Annotated in this window: 22 protein-coding genes; 15 read left to right on the top strand and 7 right to left on the bottom strand. The window is 41.8% G+C overall.

Annotation, left to right across the window (positions count from 1 at the left end; all coding sequences use genetic code 11):
- Positions 1–288 precede the first annotated feature (288 nt).
- Both ACK5MF_RS08575 and ACK5MF_RS08570 read right to left on the bottom strand, forming a co-directional pair.
- Entirely contained in the window at positions 289–1,449 is a 1,161-nt protein-coding gene (locus ACK5MF_RS08575; protein ID WP_416921264.1) for a DUF1887 family protein, read from the bottom strand.
- 177 nt (positions 1,450–1,626) lie between these two features.
- Positions 1,627–3,618, bottom strand: coding sequence for a methyl-accepting chemotaxis protein (locus ACK5MF_RS08570; protein ID WP_416921262.1), 1,992 nt, complete (start codon positions 3,616–3,618; stop codon positions 1,627–1,629).
- A 241-nt stretch (positions 3,619–3,859) separates the two neighbouring features.
- On the opposite strand from ACK5MF_RS08570, the gene hinT reads away from it, so the two are divergent.
- From hinT to ACK5MF_RS08535, 7 genes are all read left to right on the top strand, one after another.
- Positions 3,860–4,210 (top strand): purine nucleoside phosphoramidase, encoded by a 351-nt coding sequence (gene hinT / locus ACK5MF_RS08565; protein WP_042486751.1) that lies wholly within the window; start codon positions 3,860–3,862, stop codon positions 4,208–4,210.
- Positions 4,211–4,252: 42 nt separating this feature from the next.
- Complete coding sequence (locus ACK5MF_RS08560) at positions 4,253–5,668, top strand: COG3014 family protein (RefSeq protein WP_416921272.1); 1,416 nt, start codon at positions 4,253–4,255, stop codon at positions 5,666–5,668.
- The gene (locus ACK5MF_RS08555) at positions 5,668–6,057 is read left to right on the top strand and encodes a YcfL family protein (protein WP_416921260.1); all 390 of its coding nucleotides are present in this window, start codon (positions 5,668–5,670) and stop codon (positions 6,055–6,057) included. Before ACK5MF_RS08560 ends, ACK5MF_RS08555 begins: the two co-directional genes overlap by 1 nt.
- A 20-nt stretch (positions 6,058–6,077) precedes the next feature.
- Positions 6,078–6,668: a penicillin-binding protein activator LpoB gene (gene lpoB / locus ACK5MF_RS08550; protein WP_416921259.1), complete on the top strand. Its 591-nt coding sequence runs from the start codon at positions 6,078–6,080 to the stop codon at positions 6,666–6,668.
- A 34-nt stretch (positions 6,669–6,702) separates the two neighbouring features.
- The gene (locus ACK5MF_RS08545; protein ID WP_416921257.1) at positions 6,703–7,557 is read left to right on the top strand and encodes a phosphotransferase; all 855 of its coding nucleotides are present in this window, start codon (positions 6,703–6,705) and stop codon (positions 7,555–7,557) included.
- Between the two features lie 100 nt (positions 7,558–7,657).
- The gene (gene ycfP, locus ACK5MF_RS08540) at positions 7,658–8,197 is read left to right on the top strand and encodes an alpha/beta hydrolase YcfP (protein WP_416921255.1); all 540 of its coding nucleotides are present in this window, start codon (positions 7,658–7,660) and stop codon (positions 8,195–8,197) included.
- A 340-nt stretch (positions 8,198–8,537) separates the two neighbouring features.
- The gene (locus ACK5MF_RS08535) at positions 8,538–9,827 is read left to right on the top strand and encodes an NAD(P)/FAD-dependent oxidoreductase (RefSeq protein ID WP_416921253.1); all 1,290 of its coding nucleotides are present in this window, start codon (positions 8,538–8,540) and stop codon (positions 9,825–9,827) included.
- 75 nt (positions 9,828–9,902) lie between these two features.
- Here ACK5MF_RS08535 and ACK5MF_RS08530 read toward each other — a convergent pair whose 3' ends face one another.
- The 3 genes from ACK5MF_RS08530 to ACK5MF_RS08520 all read right to left on the bottom strand — a co-directional run bounded on the left by ACK5MF_RS08530 (position 9,903) and on the right by ACK5MF_RS08520 (position 12,049).
- Complete coding sequence (locus tag ACK5MF_RS08530; RefSeq protein ID WP_416921251.1) at positions 9,903–10,409, bottom strand: SRPBCC domain-containing protein; 507 nt, start codon at positions 10,407–10,409, stop codon at positions 9,903–9,905.
- Between the two features lie 120 nt (positions 10,410–10,529).
- On the bottom strand, positions 10,530–11,513 hold the full coding sequence (locus ACK5MF_RS08525; protein ID WP_416921249.1) for a zinc-binding dehydrogenase: 984 nt from the start codon (positions 11,511–11,513) through the stop codon (positions 10,530–10,532).
- Positions 11,514–11,539: 26 nt separating this feature from the next.
- Positions 11,540–12,049, bottom strand: coding sequence for a lactoylglutathione lyase family protein (locus ACK5MF_RS08520; protein WP_416921248.1), 510 nt, complete (start codon positions 12,047–12,049; stop codon positions 11,540–11,542).
- A gap of 109 nt (positions 12,050–12,158) precedes the next feature.
- On the opposite strand from ACK5MF_RS08520, the gene ACK5MF_RS08515 reads away from it, so the two are divergent.
- The 8 genes from ACK5MF_RS08515 to ACK5MF_RS08480 all read left to right on the top strand — a co-directional run bounded on the left by ACK5MF_RS08515 (position 12,159) and on the right by ACK5MF_RS08480 (position 21,408).
- Positions 12,159–13,055 (top strand): LysR family transcriptional regulator, encoded by an 897-nt coding sequence (locus ACK5MF_RS08515; protein WP_416921246.1) that lies wholly within the window; start codon positions 12,159–12,161, stop codon positions 13,053–13,055.
- Positions 13,056–13,124: 69 nt separating this feature from the next.
- Positions 13,125–14,033 carry a LysR family transcriptional regulator gene (locus ACK5MF_RS08510; protein WP_416921244.1) on the top strand — a complete coding sequence of 303 codons (909 nt, stop codon included), beginning with the start codon at positions 13,125–13,127 and terminating at the stop codon, positions 14,031–14,033.
- Between the two features lie 112 nt (positions 14,034–14,145).
- Entirely contained in the window at positions 14,146–15,252 is a 1,107-nt protein-coding gene (locus tag ACK5MF_RS08505) for an alkene reductase (RefSeq protein ID WP_416921242.1), read from the top strand.
- A 358-nt stretch (positions 15,253–15,610) separates the two neighbouring features.
- A complete protein-coding gene (locus tag ACK5MF_RS08500) occupies positions 15,611–17,656 on the top strand; it encodes a TonB-dependent receptor domain-containing protein (RefSeq protein ID WP_416921240.1) in 2,046 nt (681 codons plus the stop codon).
- A 105-nt stretch (positions 17,657–17,761) separates the two neighbouring features.
- Positions 17,762–18,727, top strand: a complete 966-nt coding sequence (locus ACK5MF_RS08495; protein ID WP_416921238.1) for a siderophore ABC transporter substrate-binding protein — start codon at positions 17,762–17,764, stop codon at positions 18,725–18,727.
- 21 nt (positions 18,728–18,748) lie between these two features.
- Positions 18,749–19,687 carry an iron chelate uptake ABC transporter permease subunit VctD gene (gene vctD, locus ACK5MF_RS08490; RefSeq protein ID WP_416921236.1) on the top strand — a complete coding sequence of 313 codons (939 nt, stop codon included), beginning with the start codon at positions 18,749–18,751 and terminating at the stop codon, positions 19,685–19,687.
- A 6-nt stretch (positions 19,688–19,693) separates the two neighbouring features.
- Complete coding sequence (locus tag ACK5MF_RS08485; RefSeq protein WP_416921234.1) at positions 19,694–20,644, top strand: iron chelate uptake ABC transporter family permease subunit; 951 nt, start codon at positions 19,694–19,696, stop codon at positions 20,642–20,644.
- A 5-nt stretch (positions 20,645–20,649) separates the two neighbouring features.
- Positions 20,650–21,408: an ABC transporter ATP-binding protein gene (locus ACK5MF_RS08480; RefSeq protein ID WP_416921233.1), complete on the top strand. Its 759-nt coding sequence runs from the start codon at positions 20,650–20,652 to the stop codon at positions 21,406–21,408.
- Positions 21,409–21,564: 156 nt separating this feature from the next.
- Here ACK5MF_RS08480 and ACK5MF_RS08475 read toward each other — a convergent pair whose 3' ends face one another.
- Together ACK5MF_RS08475 and ulaG are read right to left on the bottom strand one after the other, a co-directional pair.
- Positions 21,565–21,804 (bottom strand): hypothetical protein, encoded by a 240-nt coding sequence (locus tag ACK5MF_RS08475; RefSeq protein ID WP_416921231.1) that lies wholly within the window; start codon positions 21,802–21,804, stop codon positions 21,565–21,567.
- A 62-nt stretch (positions 21,805–21,866) separates the two neighbouring features.
- Entirely contained in the window at positions 21,867–22,934 is a 1,068-nt protein-coding gene (ulaG, locus tag ACK5MF_RS08470; RefSeq protein WP_416921230.1) for an L-ascorbate 6-phosphate lactonase, read from the bottom strand.
- Between the last annotated feature and the right edge of the window lie 23 nt (positions 22,935–22,957).

The raw sequence follows: 22,957 nt of genomic DNA, 5'->3' as shown, positions 1-22,957 counted from the left end.
ATCAATTAAAAATGAATTTGAACCATGCATAGTGAAAACATGAGCCCAATAACGAACATGTTTTGTTGGGACAGAATATTTTTCAGCGAGCTCTCGAGGAGTGGAGCCATCAAGATACTTTTTAGCTACTTTGAACTTTAACTCGCGACTGTATTTGGACATAAATAAAAGACCCCCAATAATTGGTTGTCCAACTATTGGGGGTCACTTCAGAGCATGGGAACGAGGATTCTCTTAACTGATTGGTATTACGCATTTGATGCGGGCTTTATTTTAAGACATAACGTGTTAAATATTTTCTCTGCCGCCAGCTTGAGTGAACCAAGCGGTAAGATGAGTTTTCAGATCTTTCAGTTCGTCAGGACCAATTAATGCGAGCCCAAGGTCTTCAGCCCGAGTGATATCATTGTGACGTAAAGGTCGGAAGCTGACTAGCATAGCTCGAGCTTGCAGCCCCCCCAGCAGGTCACGTAGAGATTCCAGCTTGTAGAGCGTGTCATCGCCGTCATCACGCATGCCTTTAGTCTTACATTCAATGATATACAGCTTGTTATTTACAACGGTTGCGACATCCAGCTCATTGCGAACCTCTTTATCTCCGAGTTGACGATAAACTTGGACGTTTAATGAGCGATCCTGAATGGTTGGCAAATCGTCTTGGATCTGCCTAACAGTGCTGTGAACAAGGGTCTCTAACCACTCACCATTTGAGAATCGACGTGCATCTTCGTTGACGAAGGTCAGAATGCCGTTTTCATAGCTAGCGATTTCAGTTTCCACTAAATCATTCAGCAACATGTTCAATTCGCGATAACCTTGCTGCTTTTCAGATAACTCTACGTCCAAACGCTGTTCTTTGCGGCAAGTCGTCGCTAAATAGTTCAGTGTTGCTAAGCCGGGACCCAACTCTAAAGCGTTACTTGCCCAGCGTTCACCTAGGTTATAAAGCTTTTCGTCCAATTGAGGCGGAATGTTCTGCTCACTAAATTCACCACGCGCACCAAATATGGTCAGGTAATCTGAGATGGTAATGTGGTCTTGTACTTGAGTATCGCTATTCCCGTCAGGATAAAGCCAACATAGACAGTCGCTGTTAGGTTCGACCACAAAAATCGGCCAATGGTAGGTGCGAAAAACTTCGTATACACAGAGCAGTCGGTGTCTCAGTCCACAGCTTGCATTCAACTTAACGGATAAATTGCGTTGCTTGAGGTTATTCGCAAGTCTGTTAATGGCTTTTTTAATCTCAGCGACATTTGAGCCGGCTGGTATTTCAAAAAACTCAGAGGTGATATTGCGTTGGTTAAGCACCGTATGCAGGCGAACATACATCGCTTCTTGCGAGCTATCCCCAATAAACACTATATGACGGCTTGCGGTTCTGTCATCCAGAAGTGGGGTAACCAAACGGACTGGGTCTTGGTCAATAATGCCAACATGAACGGCCATAGTTTTTCCTCATGTTTGGCTTGCAAAAAGAGTTAAGTATGAAAGGTTTGCCGCAAGCCATAGCTATCATATAACGGTGCTATGCGGAAAAAACAAGGGTGACCTTATAGAAAAGACCACCCTGAAGAGAGTTTTTACCTAATGATTACAATCTTGTACTTATAATGCGCAGTTTAATCAGAGTTTAAATCTGTGTACCAACTCGCTTTGCTGTGCTGCCAGTTGAGTCAGATTGGCACTGTTATCTGCGATCTCTTCCATTGCCCGGTAGCTTTCATCAGCAATGAGATTGATGTCTTCAATACTACGCGCAATGCTTGCTGTTGTTTCATTTTGTTCAGCCGCAGCTTGAGAAATGTGCGTACTCATCTGACTGATTTCGATGATTAGAGCCTGAATTTCTTCCATTGCGCTGTTCGCATTTGATGCTTGTTCGACAGATTGATCCATATCCTTCATGCAGCTTTCAATCACCTTGCTGGCAGACGTTGAGCTTGATTGCAGGTTGTTAATCATGTTCTCAATTTCAGCGGTTGATTGAGTGGTGCGTTGGGCCAATACACGAACCTCATCTGCGACTACGGCAAAACCTCTACCTTGATCACCAGCACGAGCCGCTTCGATAGCTGCGTTAAGGGCGAGCAAATTAGTCTGTTCGGCGATATTACGGATTACATCAAGAATACTACCTATTTGGCTACTCATCCGGCGTAGATCATTCGTTGCTTGCACAGATTCAGTTAAGCGAGCCTCAAGTTGATTAATCGTTGAGATATTTTGGCTCATAATCACGCGACCAGATTCAGATGCGGTTTCAACCTGTTGAACCATTTGCAGCGAGTTTTGTGCGCTGTTGGCCACTTCCTCAACGGAATGCGCCATTTCGGTCATTGCTGTTGCAACGCTTGCTGTTTGCTGACGTTGGTTGTTTAACTGAGATTGTGCGCCTTGGGATGTCGTCTGGTTATTGTTCGCGGTAGAGGTTAGCGCATCAGAAGCTTGATTAAGCTTTTTCAGTATGTCGTGCAGGCTATCGGCAAGGGTATTAATATGACCACTCACTCGGCTAAATTCGTTGTTATAACGAATGCCGATACGTTGTGTCATATCACCATTCGTCAGGCTTTCCAGTGTGGTAAGAATTCGTTTTAGTGGTTCACGTACACTCTGCGCTAGGTGATAACCAATCGCGAGTGCTAGCACAACAACGGCGATACCTATAGCAACAGCTTTATACAGACCTTGATAATAAACGTCACCAGCTTCAGTTAACGAACCATTAAGATCGCCGGTTGCTGTTTCGTTAAATGAATCCAAAATGGTCATCGCGTTATCGATATCAGCGGCTAGGTTACCAATGTTTTCATACAAAGCTGTACGAGCTTTAAGATATTCATTGTGTTGATCTAGTACGCCGCCTTTCTGACCAATGTCCTGAGTAAACTTCTCCACTTTCTGCTCAAAATTGTTTTTAATTTCTGGCAACTGAGTTATCAAACCACGATAAGCGTAATTAAGGTGGGTGACGGCTTTTTTATTGAGTGCGACGGCTTTTTCGACAAAGGCTACATCTGTGCTCGCTAATGCGTCGGATGTGATCACTTCGGCATCGCGCAGTTTTATAAAGTAGCTTTTTGCCATGACTTTAACAGAAATGTTGTCTTGACCATCCACAGCTTCTTTCATTCCTGCGCTTAATTCGGCTTGTAAACGTTGGAACTCGCGAGTGGATTTTTGGACTTTAGCTTGAGCGTCGAACATCGCTTGATAGTTGCTCATAGCATTGTCAGCTTCATTGAAATAGCGGTTTTCTAATTGTTTCAGTGAGTCCACTCGTTCAATCAGTTCGGGGTGAGAAACACTGGCCGTTTGTAACTGATTTAAGGTTTCGCCGAATTTATTTTTTGCCGCCGCAAAAGAGGCACGCATTTCGTTCATTCGCGCGAGATTCTGAGTGGTCAGAAAGTCTTTAAAAGATTTATCTGCTGACAGCAACTGAACGCTCGTCTGGTTAGATAACGAAACCAGCGGCAGTGCGGTTTTCGATACACTTTCGAAATTTGAATGAATTTGATTCATTCCGCTCATCATGATAGCGACGGTTACAGCAAACATGACAATAATTAATGCAAACCCAGCATACATCCGTCTAATTACGGAACCTTGCATACCTTTACCCCCCAATAAACACAATCTCAAAAAAATAATAAATAATGCTCTATGGCAAAATCCATTCATTCTATGAATCATCAACCGTTCTTTTTTTGAGGAAAGTTACAAAATTGTGATTTGCTACTATCAAAAATTGAATTCTGTTAACTGGATAATGTTTTGTGTTGAGCTTTGAAGTGCCTTGACGCATACTCAAATGCACAATGATTGATAAAAAATGCCTATTACGGAGCACTTTATGGCTGAGGAAACCATTTTCAGTAAAATTATTCGCAAAGAGATCTCAGCAGATATTCTTTATCAAGATGATTTAGTCACTGCATTTAGAGACATTAATCCTCGCGCTCCAAGTCACATTCTGATCATCCCCAACAAGTTGATCCCTACCGTGAATGATGTGGAAGAGAGTGATGAACTTGCACTAGGTCGTATGTTTACTGTAGCTAAGAAGTTGGCAAAGGAAGAGGGGATTGCTGAAGACGGATACCGTCTGTTAGTCAATTGCAATTCTCATGGTGGACAAGAGGTGTATCACATTCACATGCACCTTGTTGGCGGGCGTCCACTTGGCCCGCTGTTAATGAGCTAATTATGATAATGTCCCGTTACACGACGGGGCATTATTGTCTCCATTCTAATATTTGCGGAGTATGTGGTGAAGGCGACAAAGAAGCACGTTACGGTTTCCATAGTCTGTTTGCTACTTAGTGCCTGCGCCAATCTGACGGCCGGTAATCTGTTCAGTCATTACAGTGCCCAGAATCAGAATTTGTATCAAACAGTCAAACAAGGTCAGTACGCAGAAGCGACAGATTTGCTCGAAGAATACGTGGCAGGCGATATTCTTGATAATTTGGAGAAGGGTCGCGTTTATTTTTTGAATCAGCAGTATGCCGAAAGTAAAGCGACATTTGAGTTTTCCGATGCAGCGATAAAAGAGCAGCAAAGTAAAGCGCTGATCTCTATTTCAGATACGGCAACGAGTGTTGGCTCCTTGGCGGCTAACGACAACTTAAACGATTATCAACCAGCGGATTACGAGTTAGGTTTTCTGCATCTTTATCTCGGTCTCAACTATGTACAGGCTAATGATTTGGATGGCGCATTAGTTGAGATGCGACGAGCGAATCAGGTTCAGGAACAAGCCCGAGCTAACCGTGAAGCCGAACTGCAAAATGCGCAAAATCAGCTACGTGAAAACGGTGTCAGTGCCAATTTAGGCAGTGTTCTCGCTAAATATCCCGATGCCGGTAAAACGTTGCAGGCAGTACAGAATGGCTATTTGCTTTATCTGTCAGCGCTTCTCTACGAAGCATCCAATGACCTAAACAGTGCTTATATTGATTACAAACGTGCCCTGGCGGTTGCACCGCAAAATAACGCAGTGATTGATGGTACATTAAGAGTTGCTAAACGTCTTGGTATGAAAGAAGACCTCGTAGTGTTGGAAAAGCAGTATGGCGTGACACAAACTCTGCAAAATGGGCAAGGAAGAGTTATTCTGTTACAAGAGCAAGGTGTTGTTAAAGCAATGGAAAGCTGGCGATTATCTTTACCTCTTTATGACAGCAGAGGACGTAGTGCGCTGTATTCTTTAGCTTTGCCTTACTACCACAGTGGCGTAGTGCAACAAAAGTTTTATTCACAGTTGAATGGCAAAGAAATCAGCACCTCAACGTTAGTGGATGTTGATTTGATGGCGCAACAAAACTTATCGGAAAAGATGCCAACAATCGCGATTCGACAGGCGTTGCGTGTTATGGCGAAGGATCAGTTGCGTAAAGAGACCGCTAATGGCAACGATGTGGGTAACTTAGTGTTTAATATTTGGAATACACTAACGGAGCAACCAGACACTCGTAGTTGGATTACGTTGCCAGCTTCAGTTAAAGGTGCAACTGAAATCGTGCTGTCAGGTGAGCAAACATTGAGTGTTGCTGGTAAGTCGTACAGCTTCAATGTCCCGGACAGGGGAACCACGCTTGTTTGGGTATCTCAGCAAGGGTCGAATGCCACGGTGTGGCATAAGCAATTAGGAAAATTGTGATGAAAAAATGGCTAGTAGCTTTACTGTCAGCTTTAGTAATAGTGGGATGTGGTAATAATACCGCAGGACTTAGCGTTGAAGGTGAATCGCAAAGAGTCCTGTTTGCCGACAACGTATTAGGCAGCCGACTTGTTATTGATGATATTTCTACGATAGATGTTGATGGACATGCCCGAGGCGTTGTCCGTTTGGTCAGTAATTATAATGGCGACCAAAATATTCAATATCGTTTCTACTGGTATGATGAAAATGGATTGGAAGTAAACACTCGGCTCGCTCCGTGGAAACAAGCGATTGTACGTGGCATGGAAAGTATTTCTATATCTGAAGTTTCGGTCAATCCAAATGGGAAACAATTTCGAGTTCAGATCCGTGAATCTGATAACTAGGCATTTTTAGAGGAAAGCAAATGAAAAAGAGTGTTATTGCGTTGCTTGGATTAGCAGTGATTCTTGGTGGATGTTCAAACAAAGTCAGTTATGGTGATGCGCAAGCTGTAGAAACGGTTAGCGTTGATTTCGGTTCTACGGATCTGCAAAAAATTGCTGGTGAAATGGTCGATAGCATGATGATGTCGGGCTCTGTTGCTGCGATTACTCGTGATTCTCGACCGATTGTTTTTGTCGAACGTATCAAGAACAAAACTAGCGAGCATATTGATACTGAGTCAATTACTGACACCATTAGTACTAAGATGTTGAATTCCGGTAAGTTCCGTTTTGTTGACATGGATCGTGTGGAATCTGTGCGTGAACAACTTAACTTCCAAAACAACGATGAACTTGTCAACCAAAGTACAGCAATCCAGTTCGGCAAAATGGTGGGTGCTCAATACATGTTGTACGGAAACTTGGCTAGCATAGTGAAGAGTGCTGGCAGTGATAAAGACGTTTACTACAAAATGACCATGCGTTTAATGGATCTGCAAACGGGTCTTATTGAATGGGCTGATGAAACCGAAATTCGTAAACAAGAATCTAAGAGTTTACTTGGTCTTTAATCCTAGCCAGTCCTGAAGGTGAATGAGGTGAGCAATGGCGAGAATGTCTTGGCAAGAAGCGTGTCAGTTAGATCCAACCTTGCAGGCTGTTGCTCACTATTTTTCTTTTCCTCCGGAATATGCACAAACCTTAACAGGGGGGTTAACTAACCGTTGTTGGAAGGTTGTGTGCCAAAAGGGTGAAACCTATGTATGGCGCCCGAATACTAGCATCACCAAAGCCTTCTCTATCTCTCGTTTTCAGGAATACCAAATTCTCAAAGCGATTGAGAATACCAATATCGGACCTGTGCCCGTATTTATCAGTGAGCACGGGCTGTTAGTCGAATGGGTTGCAGGTGAATCCCTTAGCGAAGGCATCAGCTTTGATTCTCTGCTCAAAGTCCAATCACGAATTCATACCATTGAGACGATAAAAATCCCCGTCGTGCCATTCTCATTTTCTGCCCGAATTGACCATTATTGGTTCCAAATAAAACAGAGTTTAAAAACACCTGAGTTTGAAAAACTGTATCGGGATTGGCGTAATTCGCCAAGTTTAGCCAACGTTGGTTACGCGCTGTGTCATTTTGATTTAGCTGGCTATAACATGGTGCGAACTGAAAATGGCATCAAAGTGATCGATTGGGAATATGCTTCCGTTGCTGACCCAAGGATGGATCTGGCATTAAGCATTGATGTCGCTGGCGAAAATCCCGCGGAAGCCATAGCGCGTTATTGTCAGTTGCGAAATATCGAAGATATTGATACATGGATTGAAGGAACTAAGGCGTGGCTACCCAGAACGACGGTGATGGCGATGCTTTGGTATCTACTTGCCTTTCAGTTATGGGGCGATGAGTACTATTATCAGCAGGCGATTAAAATAAAAGAAACATTTTGTAGTTAGGATCACTGTTTCTCATTTATGGATCGTATGTTTCAACACGATTTACTTTAAAACCTTAGTGTTCGTGGTAGATTTAAACCTCAAGGAGCGGGAGAGTAATATGATTATTTATTTGCACGGTTTCGACTCAACCAGTCCAGGGAACCACGAAAAAGTTCTGCAACTGCAGTTTATTGACGACGACGTTCGTTTTGTCAGCTACAGCACCTTACATCCAAAGCACGATATGCAGCATCTGCTAAAAGAAGTTCATAAAGCGATTGAGCATTCTAATGATCCAAATCCTATTATTTGTGGCGTAGGCTTAGGTGGCTATTGGTCTGAACGCATTGGTTTTCTTTGTGGTATCAAGCAGGTGATTCTTAACCCAAATCTCAGTCCAGAAAACAATATGACTGGCAAAATTGATCGGCCAGAAGAGTATGATGATATCGCGACCAAATGTGTTGAACAGTACCGTGTTAAGAACAAAGGACGTTGTTTGGTCATTCTGTCACGCAATGACGAAATGCTTGATAACCAACTAACCGCTAAAGCGTTAGAAGATTATTACGACATCATTTGGGATGAAACACAGTCTCACAAGTTCAAGAAGTTGTCGCAACATCTTCAAGCGATAAAAGCTTTCAAAACGGCTTGATTTAACAAAATTTAATGTAAAAAACGGTCGATCATTCGGCCGTTTTTTATTATGCAATCTATGGCTTATTTCCCCACAGTTTGAATGAATATAAGGTTGCGTAGCGGATTTTGCTAGATATAATGTGAGCCTCGAAATAAATTTGATGTACATCAAAAAAATGACTAAGAGCAAGGCATAAAACTTGCCTAGAATTTAGATTAAAATCCATTTCTGTCTCAAACACTTAACATTAATAATTAGCCTCAAATCGTTGAGCTTAGTACGAACTTAAGAATTTCTTCAGTGTGAATTTTTCATGCTGAACGTTGATTTTTCATTATTTTTGAGGAATGTTGTTGTGACACGCATTATTGTAGTCGGTGGTGGCGCTGGTGGTCTTGAGCTTGCAACTAAGCTTGGGCGTACTTTAGGCCGCAAGAACCGAGCAGATATTACTCTAGTAGACCGTAAATCAAGCCATCTATGGAAACCTCTGTTACATGAAGTTGCCACGGGTTCGTTGGACGAAGGTGTTGATGCGCTTAGCTACCGTGCTCATGCCAAAAACCACAGCTTTGATTTTCAACTAGGCAGTTTAGAGTCGATTGATCGCGAACGTAAAAAAATCGTATTAAGTGAGTTGTATGACGATCATGGTGAACTCCTTATGCCTAAGCGAGAGCTGGCTTATGACATTCTGGTCATGGCTATTGGTTCCACTTCAAACGATTTTAACACTCCAGGCGTTCGCGAAAACTGCATTTTCCTGGATAGCCCAGAACAGGCTCACCGTTTTCGTACTGAAATGAACAATGAGTTCCTAAAACTGCACGCCAAAAATGGTCAAGGTACTGTTGATATCGCAATTGTTGGCGCAGGGGCTACAGGAGTCGAGCTCAGTGCTGAACTGCATAATGCGATTAAAGAACTTCGTACTTACGGATTTGGTGATTTGGACTCAAGCAAGCTGAACGTTAACTTGGTTGAAGCGGGCGAGCGTATACTTCCTGCTCTGCCTCCTCGTATATCCTCTGCCGCACACAGTGAATTAACTAAGCTGGGTGTGAACGTGCGTACCGCGACTATGGTCACTCAGGCAGATAAAGATGGCTTAACCACTAAAGATGGTGACAAGATCCACGCGCATATCATGGTTTGGGCAGCGGGCATCAAAGCGCCTGATTTTATGAAAGATATCGCAGGTCTGGAAACAAACCGTATTAACCAACTAGTGGTAAAAGATACGTTGCAAACAACGCGTGATGACAATGTTTTTGCCATCGGTGATCTAGCGCAATGTACACAGGCTGACGGGTCATTCGTGCCACCACGGGCTCAAGCGGCTCATCAAATGTCATCACAAGCGTTCAGAAACATTGTAGCTATGCTTAATGGTCGTGAACTTAAACCTTATGTTTACAAAGATCATGGCTCCCTTGTCTCACTGAGTCGTTTCTCAACGGTGGGTAGCTTAATGGGTAACCTAACCAAAGGCTCAATGATGGTTGAAGGTCGTATTGCACGCGTAGTGTATATTTCTCTGTATCGAATGCACCAGATGGCGTTGCATGGCATTTTCAAAACAGGTTTGATGATGTTGGTGGGTCGTATTAACCGAGTGCTACGTCCTAACTTGAAACTACATTGATCTGTTTTGATTAAAAATTAAAATCCCATAGATTATGATTAATGCCATTCGTTTAGAGCGAGTGGCATTTTATTGTTATCTTGCTTTACGGGCTGCTTCAACCAGACCGTCTAACCATTCCTGATGACCATTAATCATTGGGTTAGGCTTAGTTGCTGCAAGTTGTTTGGCTGGATTACCATTTTGGGTTTCCTGAGTCAGGATGCGAACTCGGTTGTCAGAAAGATCTTCAATTAACCAGGCATGATGTACATCTAAACGAGTATCACCTTCGCCTGACCAGCCATGCCATGCAATACGTGCAGGTTGACCTTCTACCGGTGCAATATGTTCAACACATTGTGACTCAACCGGGAAGCCGAAAGTTTCGAAATAGAATAGAACGTTATTTTCTAACTCAGGGCCTTTATCGTCATAAAAACGAGGATTAGCAGAGTTAGCATAGTAAGTTGGCCATAATGCTGGTGTGTTAAGTAGAGGCCAGATATCTTTTGTTGAAAGACCAGCGACAATCACTTCATTTGAACAGAAGTTGTCAGTAAAACCGGGTACAAAGCCTTCAGGCCAGATGATGTCACTCATAATGAATTCCTCATGTTTGAATAGTGAAACATGTTGTTTCGTTGATGGTGATATCATCCGATTTTTGCACTTATTACTCCAATCACAAAAAAGGATATGGGGTATAACGATGATTTATATCTAAAACTTAGCGACGTATTTTCCCCGGGAATGCCCCTGTCTGATTTGATTAAGGATTTCTGGGATATCACTTAAGCTAATTGTGGTCGTTTGAGGAGAAGCAATGATGTTCTGCTCAAGAAGGTTATTCATAGCAATACCCGCTTGAGTGATTGACTTCATGCCCATCTCGCCGTTCACGTGACCAGCCCCCAGGCTTAACTGATGTAACGTTAAGCCGCGATCAAACGCGTTTTGATGCTGTGTAGAATCAATGGTGCTTACCAGTTCGACTAATTGCCCGTCAAAGCCAAGCATTGAGGAAGTCAGTGCCTGTGTCGGACCTCCGATACAATCGAGAGCACATTCAACCCCCTGATTTTCTGCTATGGCGTTCACCTTGGTGAGAAGTTGCTGATCCCGATAATCGAGGCAATGCGTTGCACCTAATGATGTAGCGTAATCAAAGTTATGTTCTGAACAGACCGCAATGATGGTATCAAGCTGAAAATAGCGGCTGAGTTGGAGAGCATAGCTTCCTACGCCTCCGCTTGCCCCGTAGATAGCAATACTCTTTTTACCCGCAAGATGAAGTTTATCGTTCAGTGCACGATAGGCTGTCCATCCGGCACAAGGTGATGCCGCCGCTTCAATATCGGATAGGTTAGGATGTTTGGTTAATGTACGAGAGTCATGAACGGAAAATGAAGCAAAACCACCCTGACGGCGGCGCATATTGCCATGATAGAGAACACGATCACCGATATTCCAATCGCTGACCTGGCTACCTTTAGCAACAATCACACCAGAGACATCAAGTCCGCCAACCATGTCACGATTACCCGCTTCAGTAATACCAAACCAGTAATTAATTTTCGCATCGACCGGATTAAGACCAACCGCATGGACTTTGACCATAACGTCGAAAGGCGTTTCTAACTCTGGCTCTGCGATATTCGTGACCGTAAAACGGTCCGATTCTGGGTGATAGGTGATAGCTTTCATTTTCCGTTCCTCTTAATTAGGTGGGATTAGTTATACGCGCCGCTCGAATAGGTTAATTCGTAGCTATGACTATAGATCTCTAAAATATTGCCGAATGGGTCTTCCATGTAGATCATGCGGTATGGTTTCTCACCAGGATAGTAAAAACGAGGAGCTTTCATACGTTTTTTACCGCCGGCGGCAACAATTTTTTCAGCTAGCTCTTCTACGTTTGGATCTTGTACGCAGAAGTGGAAAACACCGGTTTTCCAATATTCGAAGTTGTTTTCCGGATTTTCAGCATTTTCAAACTGGAAAATTTCAACCCCAATTCGATCTCCCGTAGACAGATGGGCGATTTTTACACTTGACCACCCCTGACCAAAAACATCGGTGCACATTTCACCGATAGGAGTGTCGTCTTCTACAATGGTGGTTGGTTTCATGATCAGGTACCAACCAAGTACTTCGGTATAGAACTTCACGGCTTTATCCAGATTCGGCACCGAGATACCGATATGGGAAAAGGTTCTTGGGTATGTGTTTGTGTTTGACATTAAGCTGTTCCTTATAGAATTTAAGTCATGCTATGCCATTTTAAAAGTTGCCTTACGAAATAAAAAATTATTAAATATTCTTATTATGATAATTATGAGTTATTAATTTATGCTAAATCCTATTTGGCTTAATACTTTTAAAACTTTGGTTGAACTGGGGCATTTCACTCGTACCGCTGAAGCGCTCAATATGACCCAGCCCGGTGTTAGCCAACATATAAATAAACTGGAATTGGCGTGTGGTTATCCGTTGATAAGACGATTCAACAAACAGTTTGAGTTAACCGTTTATGGTCGAAAAGTGTATCAATTTGCTCTTAAACGAATGGAGGAAGAATCTGAGTTATTACAGGATTTAGGAAGAGACGAACCTTTTAGCGGTCGTTGTACTATTGGTTGTTCAGGGACTTTTGCCTGGTTGCTATACCCGCAATTGCTTTCATTACAATCTGAATATCCCATGCTTTCAATAGAACTTGAAGCGACACCCAATCAACGAATTTTTGAGCAGATACAAAACGGAACGCTCGATATTGGTATAGTGACTAAAAAGCCGAATCCTAAGTATTTTGATAGTAAGGTGATTGGCGCTGAATCTTTGGTTTTCGTTGTGCCTAAATTTGTAAATTCAGCATTACCACTCGATAATCTACTGTCAGAACTCGGTGTGATACGTCATCCGGATCTGCCGCATTATTTTCAAACTTACGTTGAGAAGTCTGATTTATCACTATTATCAAAACTGGATCTCGACGGTATCTCAACGCAAAGTTACATCAATCAAATCCATCAAATATTAGTGCCGATTTCTAAAGGTATTGGTTTTACGGTGGTGCCGAAACGTTGTGTTAATTTATTTGCCGATCGAGATAAACTGCAGATATTGGACATTGAAAAAGAGGTCAACGAACCCGTTTATCTGGTTAGCAAACGTCATTCTCAACTTGCGCTGCGCTATGATCAAGTAGTAAAAGTCATTGAGGATACGCTGACACAATGTGATTGAAGGGGGCGCGAAAGGTTGGAATATTAGTGTTTTTTAGAGAGATGATTATTTTAGGAGTATTTAACTGACGTGAATAATGACATCCGAAACTTAGATTTGAACTTGCTCAAAGCATTCGATGCGTTAATGGATGAAGGCAGTGTCACTCGAGCCGCTCAGCGCTTAGTGCTGACGCAACCCGCCGTGAGTGCGATGCTGACACGTTTGAGAGATAATTTTAATGATCCACTTTTTGTTCGCTCTCAACGTGGAATGGTGCCGACAGAAAGAGCTATAGCGTTAGCAGACCCAATTAAACGGGTTTTGGCCGATATAAACTTGTTATTACAACCCGTTCATTTTGACCCGCTGACTGCACAAATGGCATATACCATCGCCGCGACAGATTATGCCCTCAAAGCCGTTATTGTCCCCTTGGTGGCAGAGCTTAAAAAACAGGCTCCAGGCGTGAGGGTGGCGGTAATTAACGTCAATCATGATAACCTTGCACAGCAGATGGAACAAGGTGCCGTCGATTTGGCTCTTGTTACACCTCAAACCACACCGGAGGAACTACATAGCCGCGCTTTATATGAAGAGCAGTATGTTTGCATGATGAGTGCAAGTCACCCTGTCGCAGCAGCAGATGAGATAACGTTGGAACAATTCTGTTCTTTAGAGCATATTCTGGTGTCCAATAAAGGCGGATTTTGGGGGCCTACTGATGATGCATTAGCTGCAATGAAGCTCAACCGTCATATCGGCCTGTCAGTGAATAGCTTTTTGGTATTACCCGAAGTTTTAAGAATTACCGATATGATTGCCGTGGTTCCGAGACGCTTAGCGTGCCGTCACGATAATCTGGTTATCATGGATACGCCGTTAGAGGTACTTGGTTTTACTAAAAGCATGGCGTGGCATGAACGTTCACATCGAGATCCCGCTCACCGTTGGATTCGGGCACTCTGTCTGGAAGTCAGCCAGTTACCTCATTTCTGATATAAGTTTTATTTATATTGTTAATAAGCAAATCGCTATTCCATTTATAGTATCCGTTCTCTAGCATGGCACTGTTACCTTACTCTTTTTGCAACCTAAGGAGAAAAATCCAATGACAGTGCTTTTCGATGACTATGTGTTAAATGGCAAAACGTTAAAAAATCGTGCCGTTGTTGCCCCTATGACTCGAGCCAGAGCTCCGGGCAATGTACCTAATGACAGCACGGTTCGTTACTACGGTCAGCGTTCAGATGCAGGGCTGATTGTGACCGAAGGTACGCCAATCAGTCAGCAAGGGACTGGTTTTGTCGATTGCCCTGGGATCTGGAATCAGGCTCAAATCGATGCCTGGAGTAAAGTGACGGCGCGCGTACATGATCTTGGCAGCGTTATTTATACCCAAATATGGCATGTAGGTCGTATTAGTCATACATCATTGCAAAAAGAGGGTGCTTTTCCGGTCAGTTCAACGGATCAGCAGGCTACGAATAGTAGCGCGTTTGGTTATGATGCGGATGGAAAACCAAGTTTTGTCCCTGCGAGTAAACCTCATCGTCTGACCACAGAAGAAGTTAAGAATGTCATCGCTGATTTCGCTCAGGCAGCAGAAAATGCCGTTGCAGCGGGTTTTGATGGTGTAGAAATTCACGGTGCGAACGGCTATCTCGTCGAGCAGTTTATTAATGCGGCGGTTAATGATCGTCAGGATCAGTATGGCAGTGAAACGGTTGAAAACCGTGTGCGTTTTGCACTAGAAGTGGTGGATGCGTGTATTGAACGCATTGGTGTTGAACGTGTCGGCATCCGCCTTTCTCCATTTGGTCGCTTACACGATCTGGGCGATTTTGAGGGAGAAGAAGAGACCTTCCTGCATTTGGCTCGTGAACTGAATGACCGTGGCATCGCTTATGTTCACATTATGGACCAGGCTAGCCGTGGTGCTCCTGCTATGCCAGACGGATTCTTAGAAAAATTCCGTGAAGCCTTTAAGGGAACATTGATCCTGGCTGGTGGTATGGATTTGGACAAAGCCAATCAGTTACTTTCTGACGGTACTATTGATCTGGCTGCGTTTGGAGCGAAATATATCTCTAATCCAGATTTAGTTGAACGTTATCGTCATGGCTGGCCAATCCAAGAGCCGGATCTGTCTCTCTACTACGGTGGCGACGAACATGGCTATACGGATTATCTACCGTACAGCGGTGTGGCTCGCTAACCCATTTCACGGGCTTTATCTTACCCTAACTGTTTGAAGGGTAGGGTTGCCCCGTAGCATTAGTATTGTAAAACAATAAATTAGGCTGAAATCTAAATTGATTTCGGCCTTTTATCGATTCATTAAAATATTCATATTACATCTTTAGTTTATTTAAACGCCATTTCAACTTGCCAGTTAAATGATGGGTATAAGTTGCTTAATTTAATGTATTGAATTTGTTGTGTTTTTTATTTGAGATGTACGTTTGTTCCATTAATGGTCCGAACTATTTCATATATTGGTCTATTTATCCAATCATAAATGTGAATAATTCTCATAAACGTTTGGTAATCATTTTCACTTAAGGATGTATTGGATGTATAAATGGACCCCCTCAAAGGCATTATTAGCGGTATCTCTGGGCTTGATTTGTCAATTTCCCGCCATGGCAGATGAAACGGAAACTCAAGTAGATGAAACCATGGTAGTGACTGCTGCCGGTTACGAACAAAATATCACCCGTGCTTCAGCGACCATTTCGGTCATTACAGCCGAAGATATTGAGAACAAATCCTATACGGATATTACAGATGTATTAAAAAACATTTCTGGGGTTCAGGTCGTCGGTGGCGGGGTTGAACAAGCCATCATGATTCGGGGTATGTCTGCAGACTACACACTCTTTCTTATTGATGGACGTCCTGTTCAAGGAAACGATGCATTTGGATTGAATGGTACGCAATCTGGTACGCCAATCAACTTTTTACCGCCAGTTTCTCAGATTGAGCGTATTGAGGTTATTCGTGGTCCTGCATCATCTTTGTACGGTTCTGATGCTATGGGTGGTGTCATTAACGTCATCACCAAGAAAGTCACTAATGAGTGGAGTGGTAGTGTTACCACGGAATACACTAAGGCTGATAGCGCCAATAAAGTGAATGAGGACGCCGCGCAGACCAGCATAGCTTTAAATGCCCCTCTGATTAAAGATACACTTTCATTACAATTTAACGGCTCATATCTGGATCAGGACGAAAGCCACTTTATTGGCGGTGATGATAATCAAGCCTCTGATCCGGGCTATACACGTAGAAGCTTTGATACCAAACTGAATTGGACAATGAATGAGAGCAATAATTTAGTTTTTGGTTACAGCCGTGCTGAACAGGACAGGACTACAACGCCGGGAGTGAGTATTGCGGAATCATCAACTGTTAGAGGCGTGACTACTATAAACGAAGTCTCGACCACTAAGTCGGTACGTGACACTTATTTTATTGAACATGAAGCTAATTTCGAAGCTGCACGCCTTAAATCTTACATCAATTATGATTACTCAAAAAATGATTCACGTACTAATGAAACAACAGGCAACGGTATTGAATTTGGTGTTTTGACTCTCAACTCTCAAGCCAACTGGTTCTGGGATGCTAATACTCTGACAATGGGTGCGACATTTAAAAATGAAAAACTGGAAGACGGTGCAACTAATACCCTGTCTGATGACATCATTAACATGGAACGCTATCAATACTCACTGTTTGTTGAAGACGAATGGTTACCCATGGACGACTGGTCAGTGACTCTGAGTGGTCGTTATGACGAAAATGAAGCATTTGGTGGCCATTTTAGCCCTAAAGTCTATACAGTGTATGGATTAAGCGATGAATTCGTTTTAAAGGGTGGGATAACTTCTGGTTATAAAGCTCCGAGTTTACGTCAAAGCGCTCCTGATTTTGGTGCGACTTCCCGAGGAGGAGTAACGATTGGTAATCCTGACCTGAAACCAGAAACAAGTTTGAACTATGAGATTGGTATCGGTTTCGATGACCGAATGGGTTCAGGTATTTCCGCAACGTTAACCGCTTATTTAACTGAATTCGAAGACAAAATTAATCGTACTGACTACGTTTGTGCCAAAAACGTTGAATGTACTTACAATGGAACAACTTATCCTGCCCATCAATATGGCTACAAGGCTTACGATAACATTGATGAAGTCGAAATGTCGGGTATCGAAGCAACGATGGATTACCAGATTAGCGACAGCGTGTTACTTCGTCAGTCATATACTTACACCAAATCGGAACAGAAAAGTGGTGAGAACATAGGTAAGCCACTAAATAATGTTTCAGAACATATGTATAACGCTTCTGTCGAATGGCAGGCATCAGAGCAGTTATTACTATGGACACAGGGTAACTACCGTAGTGAAAGCTCAGGAGATGAAAGCGGTGAAGATATTATCCCAAGCTACACCTTATTTGATGCTGGCTTAGCGTATAAAATCAAAAAGGATATCAATCTAAAAGCGGGTATTTACAATCTGTTTAATAAAGAAATTAACCCAGAAGAAGACGAAGGTTATATCTATATTCTCGATGGTCGTAAATATAACCTTGCTTTAACTGTGCGCTTTTAAATATAGCTAAAAGTGGGGCTATATGTGTCCCACTTTGTTGTATTAAATACAATTAAAATTTTAATGGTTAATTTCTGAGAACTCATTACACCAGGTACAATAAATATGAAAATTAAGCAATATAAACAGAAAATATATAAATTCATTTCAGTGGGCCTTATCGGTGTTTCAGTACTATGCAGTGGAGCTGCACTGGCTGACACTGTCACGGTGTCGCATATTATGGGTGAAACGACGTTAAATACCTCTCCTGAGAAAATTGTCGTGATTGGTATTGGTGCACTTGATGCTGTCGATGCATTTGGCGTAGAACCTGTCGCCGTATCTAAGGTTGCAGCATTCCCTGATTATTTATCTAAATATGCAGATGATAAATATGCTTCAGCAGGCACAATTTTTGAACCGGATTTCGAGTCAATTTATATGCAAAAGCCGGACTTGATTATTGTTGGCCCAAGAAGTTCTAAACATTATGAAGAACTGAGTAAGATTGCTCCAACGTTTGTCTATGCGGTTAATAATGGTGATTCATACTGGTCTGACACCAAAGTACTATGGGAAAAACTCGGTAAAGTGTTAGACCGTGAAGAATTGGTAGAAAATAAAATCAATGCTCTGGACTCACGATTCAAATCGATAGAAAAACATAATAAAGAACATGATTATAATGCGCTGATGGTAATGAGTTCGGGTAGTAATATTACCGCTTTTAATGAAAATTCGCGCTTTGCTTCTTTATATAAAGATTTTGGTTTTAAGCCTAGTATACAAATGGCAGACAATGCGGATAAAAAATCGGCAGGTGGTCGTAATGGCGGACATGGCAACTTAGTTTCATATGAGTTAATTAAACAAAACAATCCATCAACTCTGTTTGTTCTGGACCGTGATAAATTGGTGAATCGTGGTAAGAGCACCACTCATCAAGATTTTGAAAATGATCTGGTTAAAGCGACTCAAGCTTATCAAAATAACCGCATGGTCTTTTTAGATATTACTGCTTGGTATGTTGCTGGTTCAGGTGTTCATGCGACCGAGCAAATGTTACGTGATATCGAACAATTAAATTAATCTACGCCCAAGGAACTTGTTGTGCTCAGATTGAGTTTAGTTTTAGTGGGGTTAAGTTTAGTCTCATTATTTATTGGGGTCGGTCAACTTTCTCTTGCCAACTTATGGCAAGGGGAGGTTGATGCATGGCAAATCTTTTTAAGCAGCCGTATTCCACGGCTGTTATCTATTTTATTGGCGGGAAGCGGTTTAAGTATAGCTGGTTTGATTATGCAGCAAATTAGCCAGAATCGTTTCGCGGCACCTTCTACTTCAGGTACGATCGAATGTGCCATGTTGGGGTTTGTTCTTAGTCTGGTTTTGTTTGGATATGGACAGCAGTTGTGGCTGATTTTTTTGTGCGCCATGCTAGGAACCTTAGCATTTGTACAATTAATTCAACGAATTAAATTTAAAAATACAGTTTTTGTACCACTGATAGGCATAATTTTTGGTAACGTGGTTGGCTCATTAGCGACTTTTATTGCTTACAAATATGATGCAATACAAAACCTTTCAGGTTGGAGCGTAGCTAATTTCGCTAATATTCTTGATGGCAATTTTGAGCTTTTATATATCGCATTGCCTTTTATGTTGTTTAGTTATTTGTATGCTACGCGGATTTCTGCCGCAGGTATGGGTAAAGAGTTTGCAATTAATTTGGGGCTTAACTATCAGCAGGTCGTGGTTGTAGGCGTAATTCTGGTTGCAGTGATGTCGTCTTCAGTTGTGATGATTGTCGGTCAACTGCCATTTTTAGGTTTAATTGTTCCTAATTTAGTTAATCGTTTTTATGGCGATAACTTGCGTAAAAATATTCCTCGTACGGCGGTGATGGGCAGTTTATTAGTGCTGTTATGCGATATCGCAGGGCGATTGATTATATTCCCTTACGAAGTCCCCATTTCTATGGTGATTAGTCTGTTAGGCGGTAGTGTGTTTATTTATTTAGTTCTACGGGACATGAAGGCGAAAGGGTAGGACAAGATGACAGATAAACAAAAACTACTGACGTTAATAATCATCTCTTTAGTGTTCATTTTTTTATTTATTTCAGCAGGTTTAACCTGGGATAATTATCAATATTTTCTTTATCGTCGCACGCCTAAAGTATTAGCGATTGTTGTTGCAGGTATTGCTATTGGTATTGCTTCATTCAGCTTTCAAACGATCACTAATAATCGCATTTTAACCCCTAGCATCATGGGGTTTGATTCATTGTACTTGTTGATTCAGTCTTTTATTGTGGTTACGGTGGGCGGTTTTAGCGTTTGGGCTATTAATCCCTTTATCAATTTCGCTTTATCATCGTTGATGATGTTGGGTTTTTCCCTGATCTTGTTTGCGCTTTACTTCAGGTACTCGAGTCGCAATATCATTTCTTTGTTGCTTCTTGGTGTGATATTTGGACAGTTGTTTCAGAGCTTGTCATCATTTTTTATGATGTTGATGGATCCTGATGAATTTGCCATTGTTCAGTCAAATATGTTTGCCAGCTTTAATAATGTTAATGTCGGTTTAGTGTATTGGACAGTGCCTGTTCTGATACTGATAGCGGTTGCTTTATTCAGATATCACAACATTTTGGATGTCTACCTGCTAGATCAAGACAATTGCATCAGTTTAGGGGTCGATGTGAAGCGGACAACACGAAATATATTGTTACTTTCTGCAGGTATGGTAGCCATTTCTACAGCTCTAGTCGGACCCTTGCTCTTCTTTGGGCTATTAGTGACTAACTTAACCCGTGAATGGTTGCGAACTTATCAGCATCGTATGCTATTGACATGTTGTGCTCTCATGTCGGTCGTGGCTTTGATTTCTGGTCAGTGGGTAGTTGAAAGGTTATTGGGCTTTCAAACCACGCTCAGTGTGGTGATTAACTTTATTGGCGGAGTGTATTTTCTATATCTGTTGTTGAGAAATAAGGTTGTATAGGCGTTATGATTCGTTTAGATAAATTATCGAAAAAATTTGGCCAAAACTATGTGGTCAAGCAGGCATGTGCTGAATTTGTACGCAGTAAGGTTACAGCCATTATTGGCCCTAATGGAGCAGGTAAAAGTACCGTATTATCTATGGCTGGACGACTGCTAACGCCGGATGCTGGTGAAGTGTGGATTGATAGTCGGGCTCTGGTCGACTGGAATACCAAAGAGTTGGCTCAGCATTTATCTGTTTTGCGTCAAGCTAATAGTTTTACTATGCGTTTCACGGTTAAAGAGCTGGTGGCTTTTGGTCGCTTCCCTTATTCGCGTGGGAAATTGACTGTTGAAGATCATAATATTATCGATCAAGCGTTGGAATATTTAGATTTGACTGGTTTACAAGATAAATATCTTGATGAGCTTAGTGGCGGGCAGCGACAGTTGGCCTTTATTGCAATGGTGATTGCTCAAGATACGGATTATATATTTCTTGATGAGCCATTAAATAACCTTGATATTAAACATTCTTTACAGATCATGCATATTATTCAAAAGTTAGCGCATGAGCTGGGTAAAATGGTGGTCATTGTTATACATGATATAAATTTTGCAGCTTGCTATGCCGACAATATTATCGCCTTGAAAAATGGTGAAATTGTTGCTCAGGGAGATACCAATTCTGTTATTCAGGCAGATATTTTGCAACAAATTTATGAAACTCCTTTTCGTATTATTGAGGTAGAAGGTAAGCGTATGTGTTTGTACCATTCTTAGTTAATGTCATTTTTCCCATTCTGATGGAACGTGCTCTTTAAGCATTGACCGTAAGGCTTGTATTGCAAGAGGTAGGTGCTCTTTAACTGAATGATAATTTAGACTTGGAGGAAAAAAGGAGTTTTTAAGTAACAATAAAGTGATGTATCGAGTCTATTATTTTGTATAAACAATACTGCGTGATTGAAAACCTATAGATTTTGCTGCATTAATAACTGCTTGTTGGGTAGAAAATCTCCTTGGTTTTAAGCTTCGTGATGTTTCTAGAAAACTGTTTATTCCCCATTGATTGCTTGTGACCATTAAATAGAACCCATGCTCTTTAGGGCATGGAGTAACAATAGCTTTATCTAAATATCCTAAAAGATAGCTTTGTTTAAATTCATTGAGAGTCATTAGTATAAACCTTAATAAAAAGTGGAGGCTTAAAACCTCCACTCTGGTGTTATTGAGGGCAATTATAGGAATGCGCGATATGGTAGTTCTGGTTCATTTTTGAAAATATCCGCAAAACCACGGAAGTGTTGGTAGTGCATATGCCCTTTGTCTGTTGGATACGTGTACTTACCACCAACTTGCCAGAAGAATGGAGCAAATTTGTATTGCAGGCGGTCTTTTTTCATGTTCCAAAGAACTTCAATTTCACGTGGGTCGTTTTGGAAATTAGCCCAGATGTCGTGGTGGAATGGCATAACCACTTCACAATTCAATGATTCTGCGGCACGAAGGATATCAGAAGAAGTCATCTTATCTGTAACACCACGAGGGTTTTCGCCGTAAGAAAGTAATGCCACATCGATCTTATGATCATTACCATGTTTAGCGTAATAGTTAGAGTAGTGAGAATCACCAGAGTGATACAGTGAACCACCTGTAGTTTCAACGAGATAGTTTACTGCTCGATCATCCATACCATCTAGAATCTCTTTATCTAAAGAAGACACACCTTCAGGTAAAGTAACCAATGCTGTACGGTCAAATGCATCTAACACTTTAATGGTTACGTCTTTAATGGTGATTTCATCGCCAACTTTTGCAACGATACAACGATCTTCAGGAACACCCCAAGATTTCCATAATTCAACACAGGCTTTAGGGCCAATAAACTTAACATGGTCGCCACAGTTTTGTAGTACAGCAGCTGCTACGTTGATATCAATGTGGTCAGCATGGTCATGTGATGCCATTACTGCGTCGATCTCTTTAATTGCAAATGGGTCTAACGGGAAGATAGCTGTACGTAGGTTAGGTTGTAGCGCTTCAACACCACCCATACGCATCATCTGGTGTTGATTTTTCATAAATTGGTTTTTCTGTGTTTTCTTACCTGTACCACACCAAAAATCCATCGATAGGTTTGCACCACCTTCTGATTTTAACCAAATACCAGTACAACCTAGCCACCACATAGAAAACGTGTTTGGTTCAACTTTAGTATTTGCAATTTCCTCATTTAACCAAGTTCCCCATTCAGGGAAAGTGTTTAAAATCCAAGACTCGCGTGTAATTTCGTTTACATGGCTCATGATATTCTTACCTTTTAATTAAG

The sequence above is a fragment of the Vibrio sp. genome, from assembly GCF_047973365.1.
Classification (GTDB): Bacteria; Pseudomonadota; Gammaproteobacteria; order Enterobacterales; family Vibrionaceae; genus Vibrio.
Note: the sequence above shows the minus strand (reverse complement) of the source record. Positions and strands in the feature narration are given on the sequence as shown.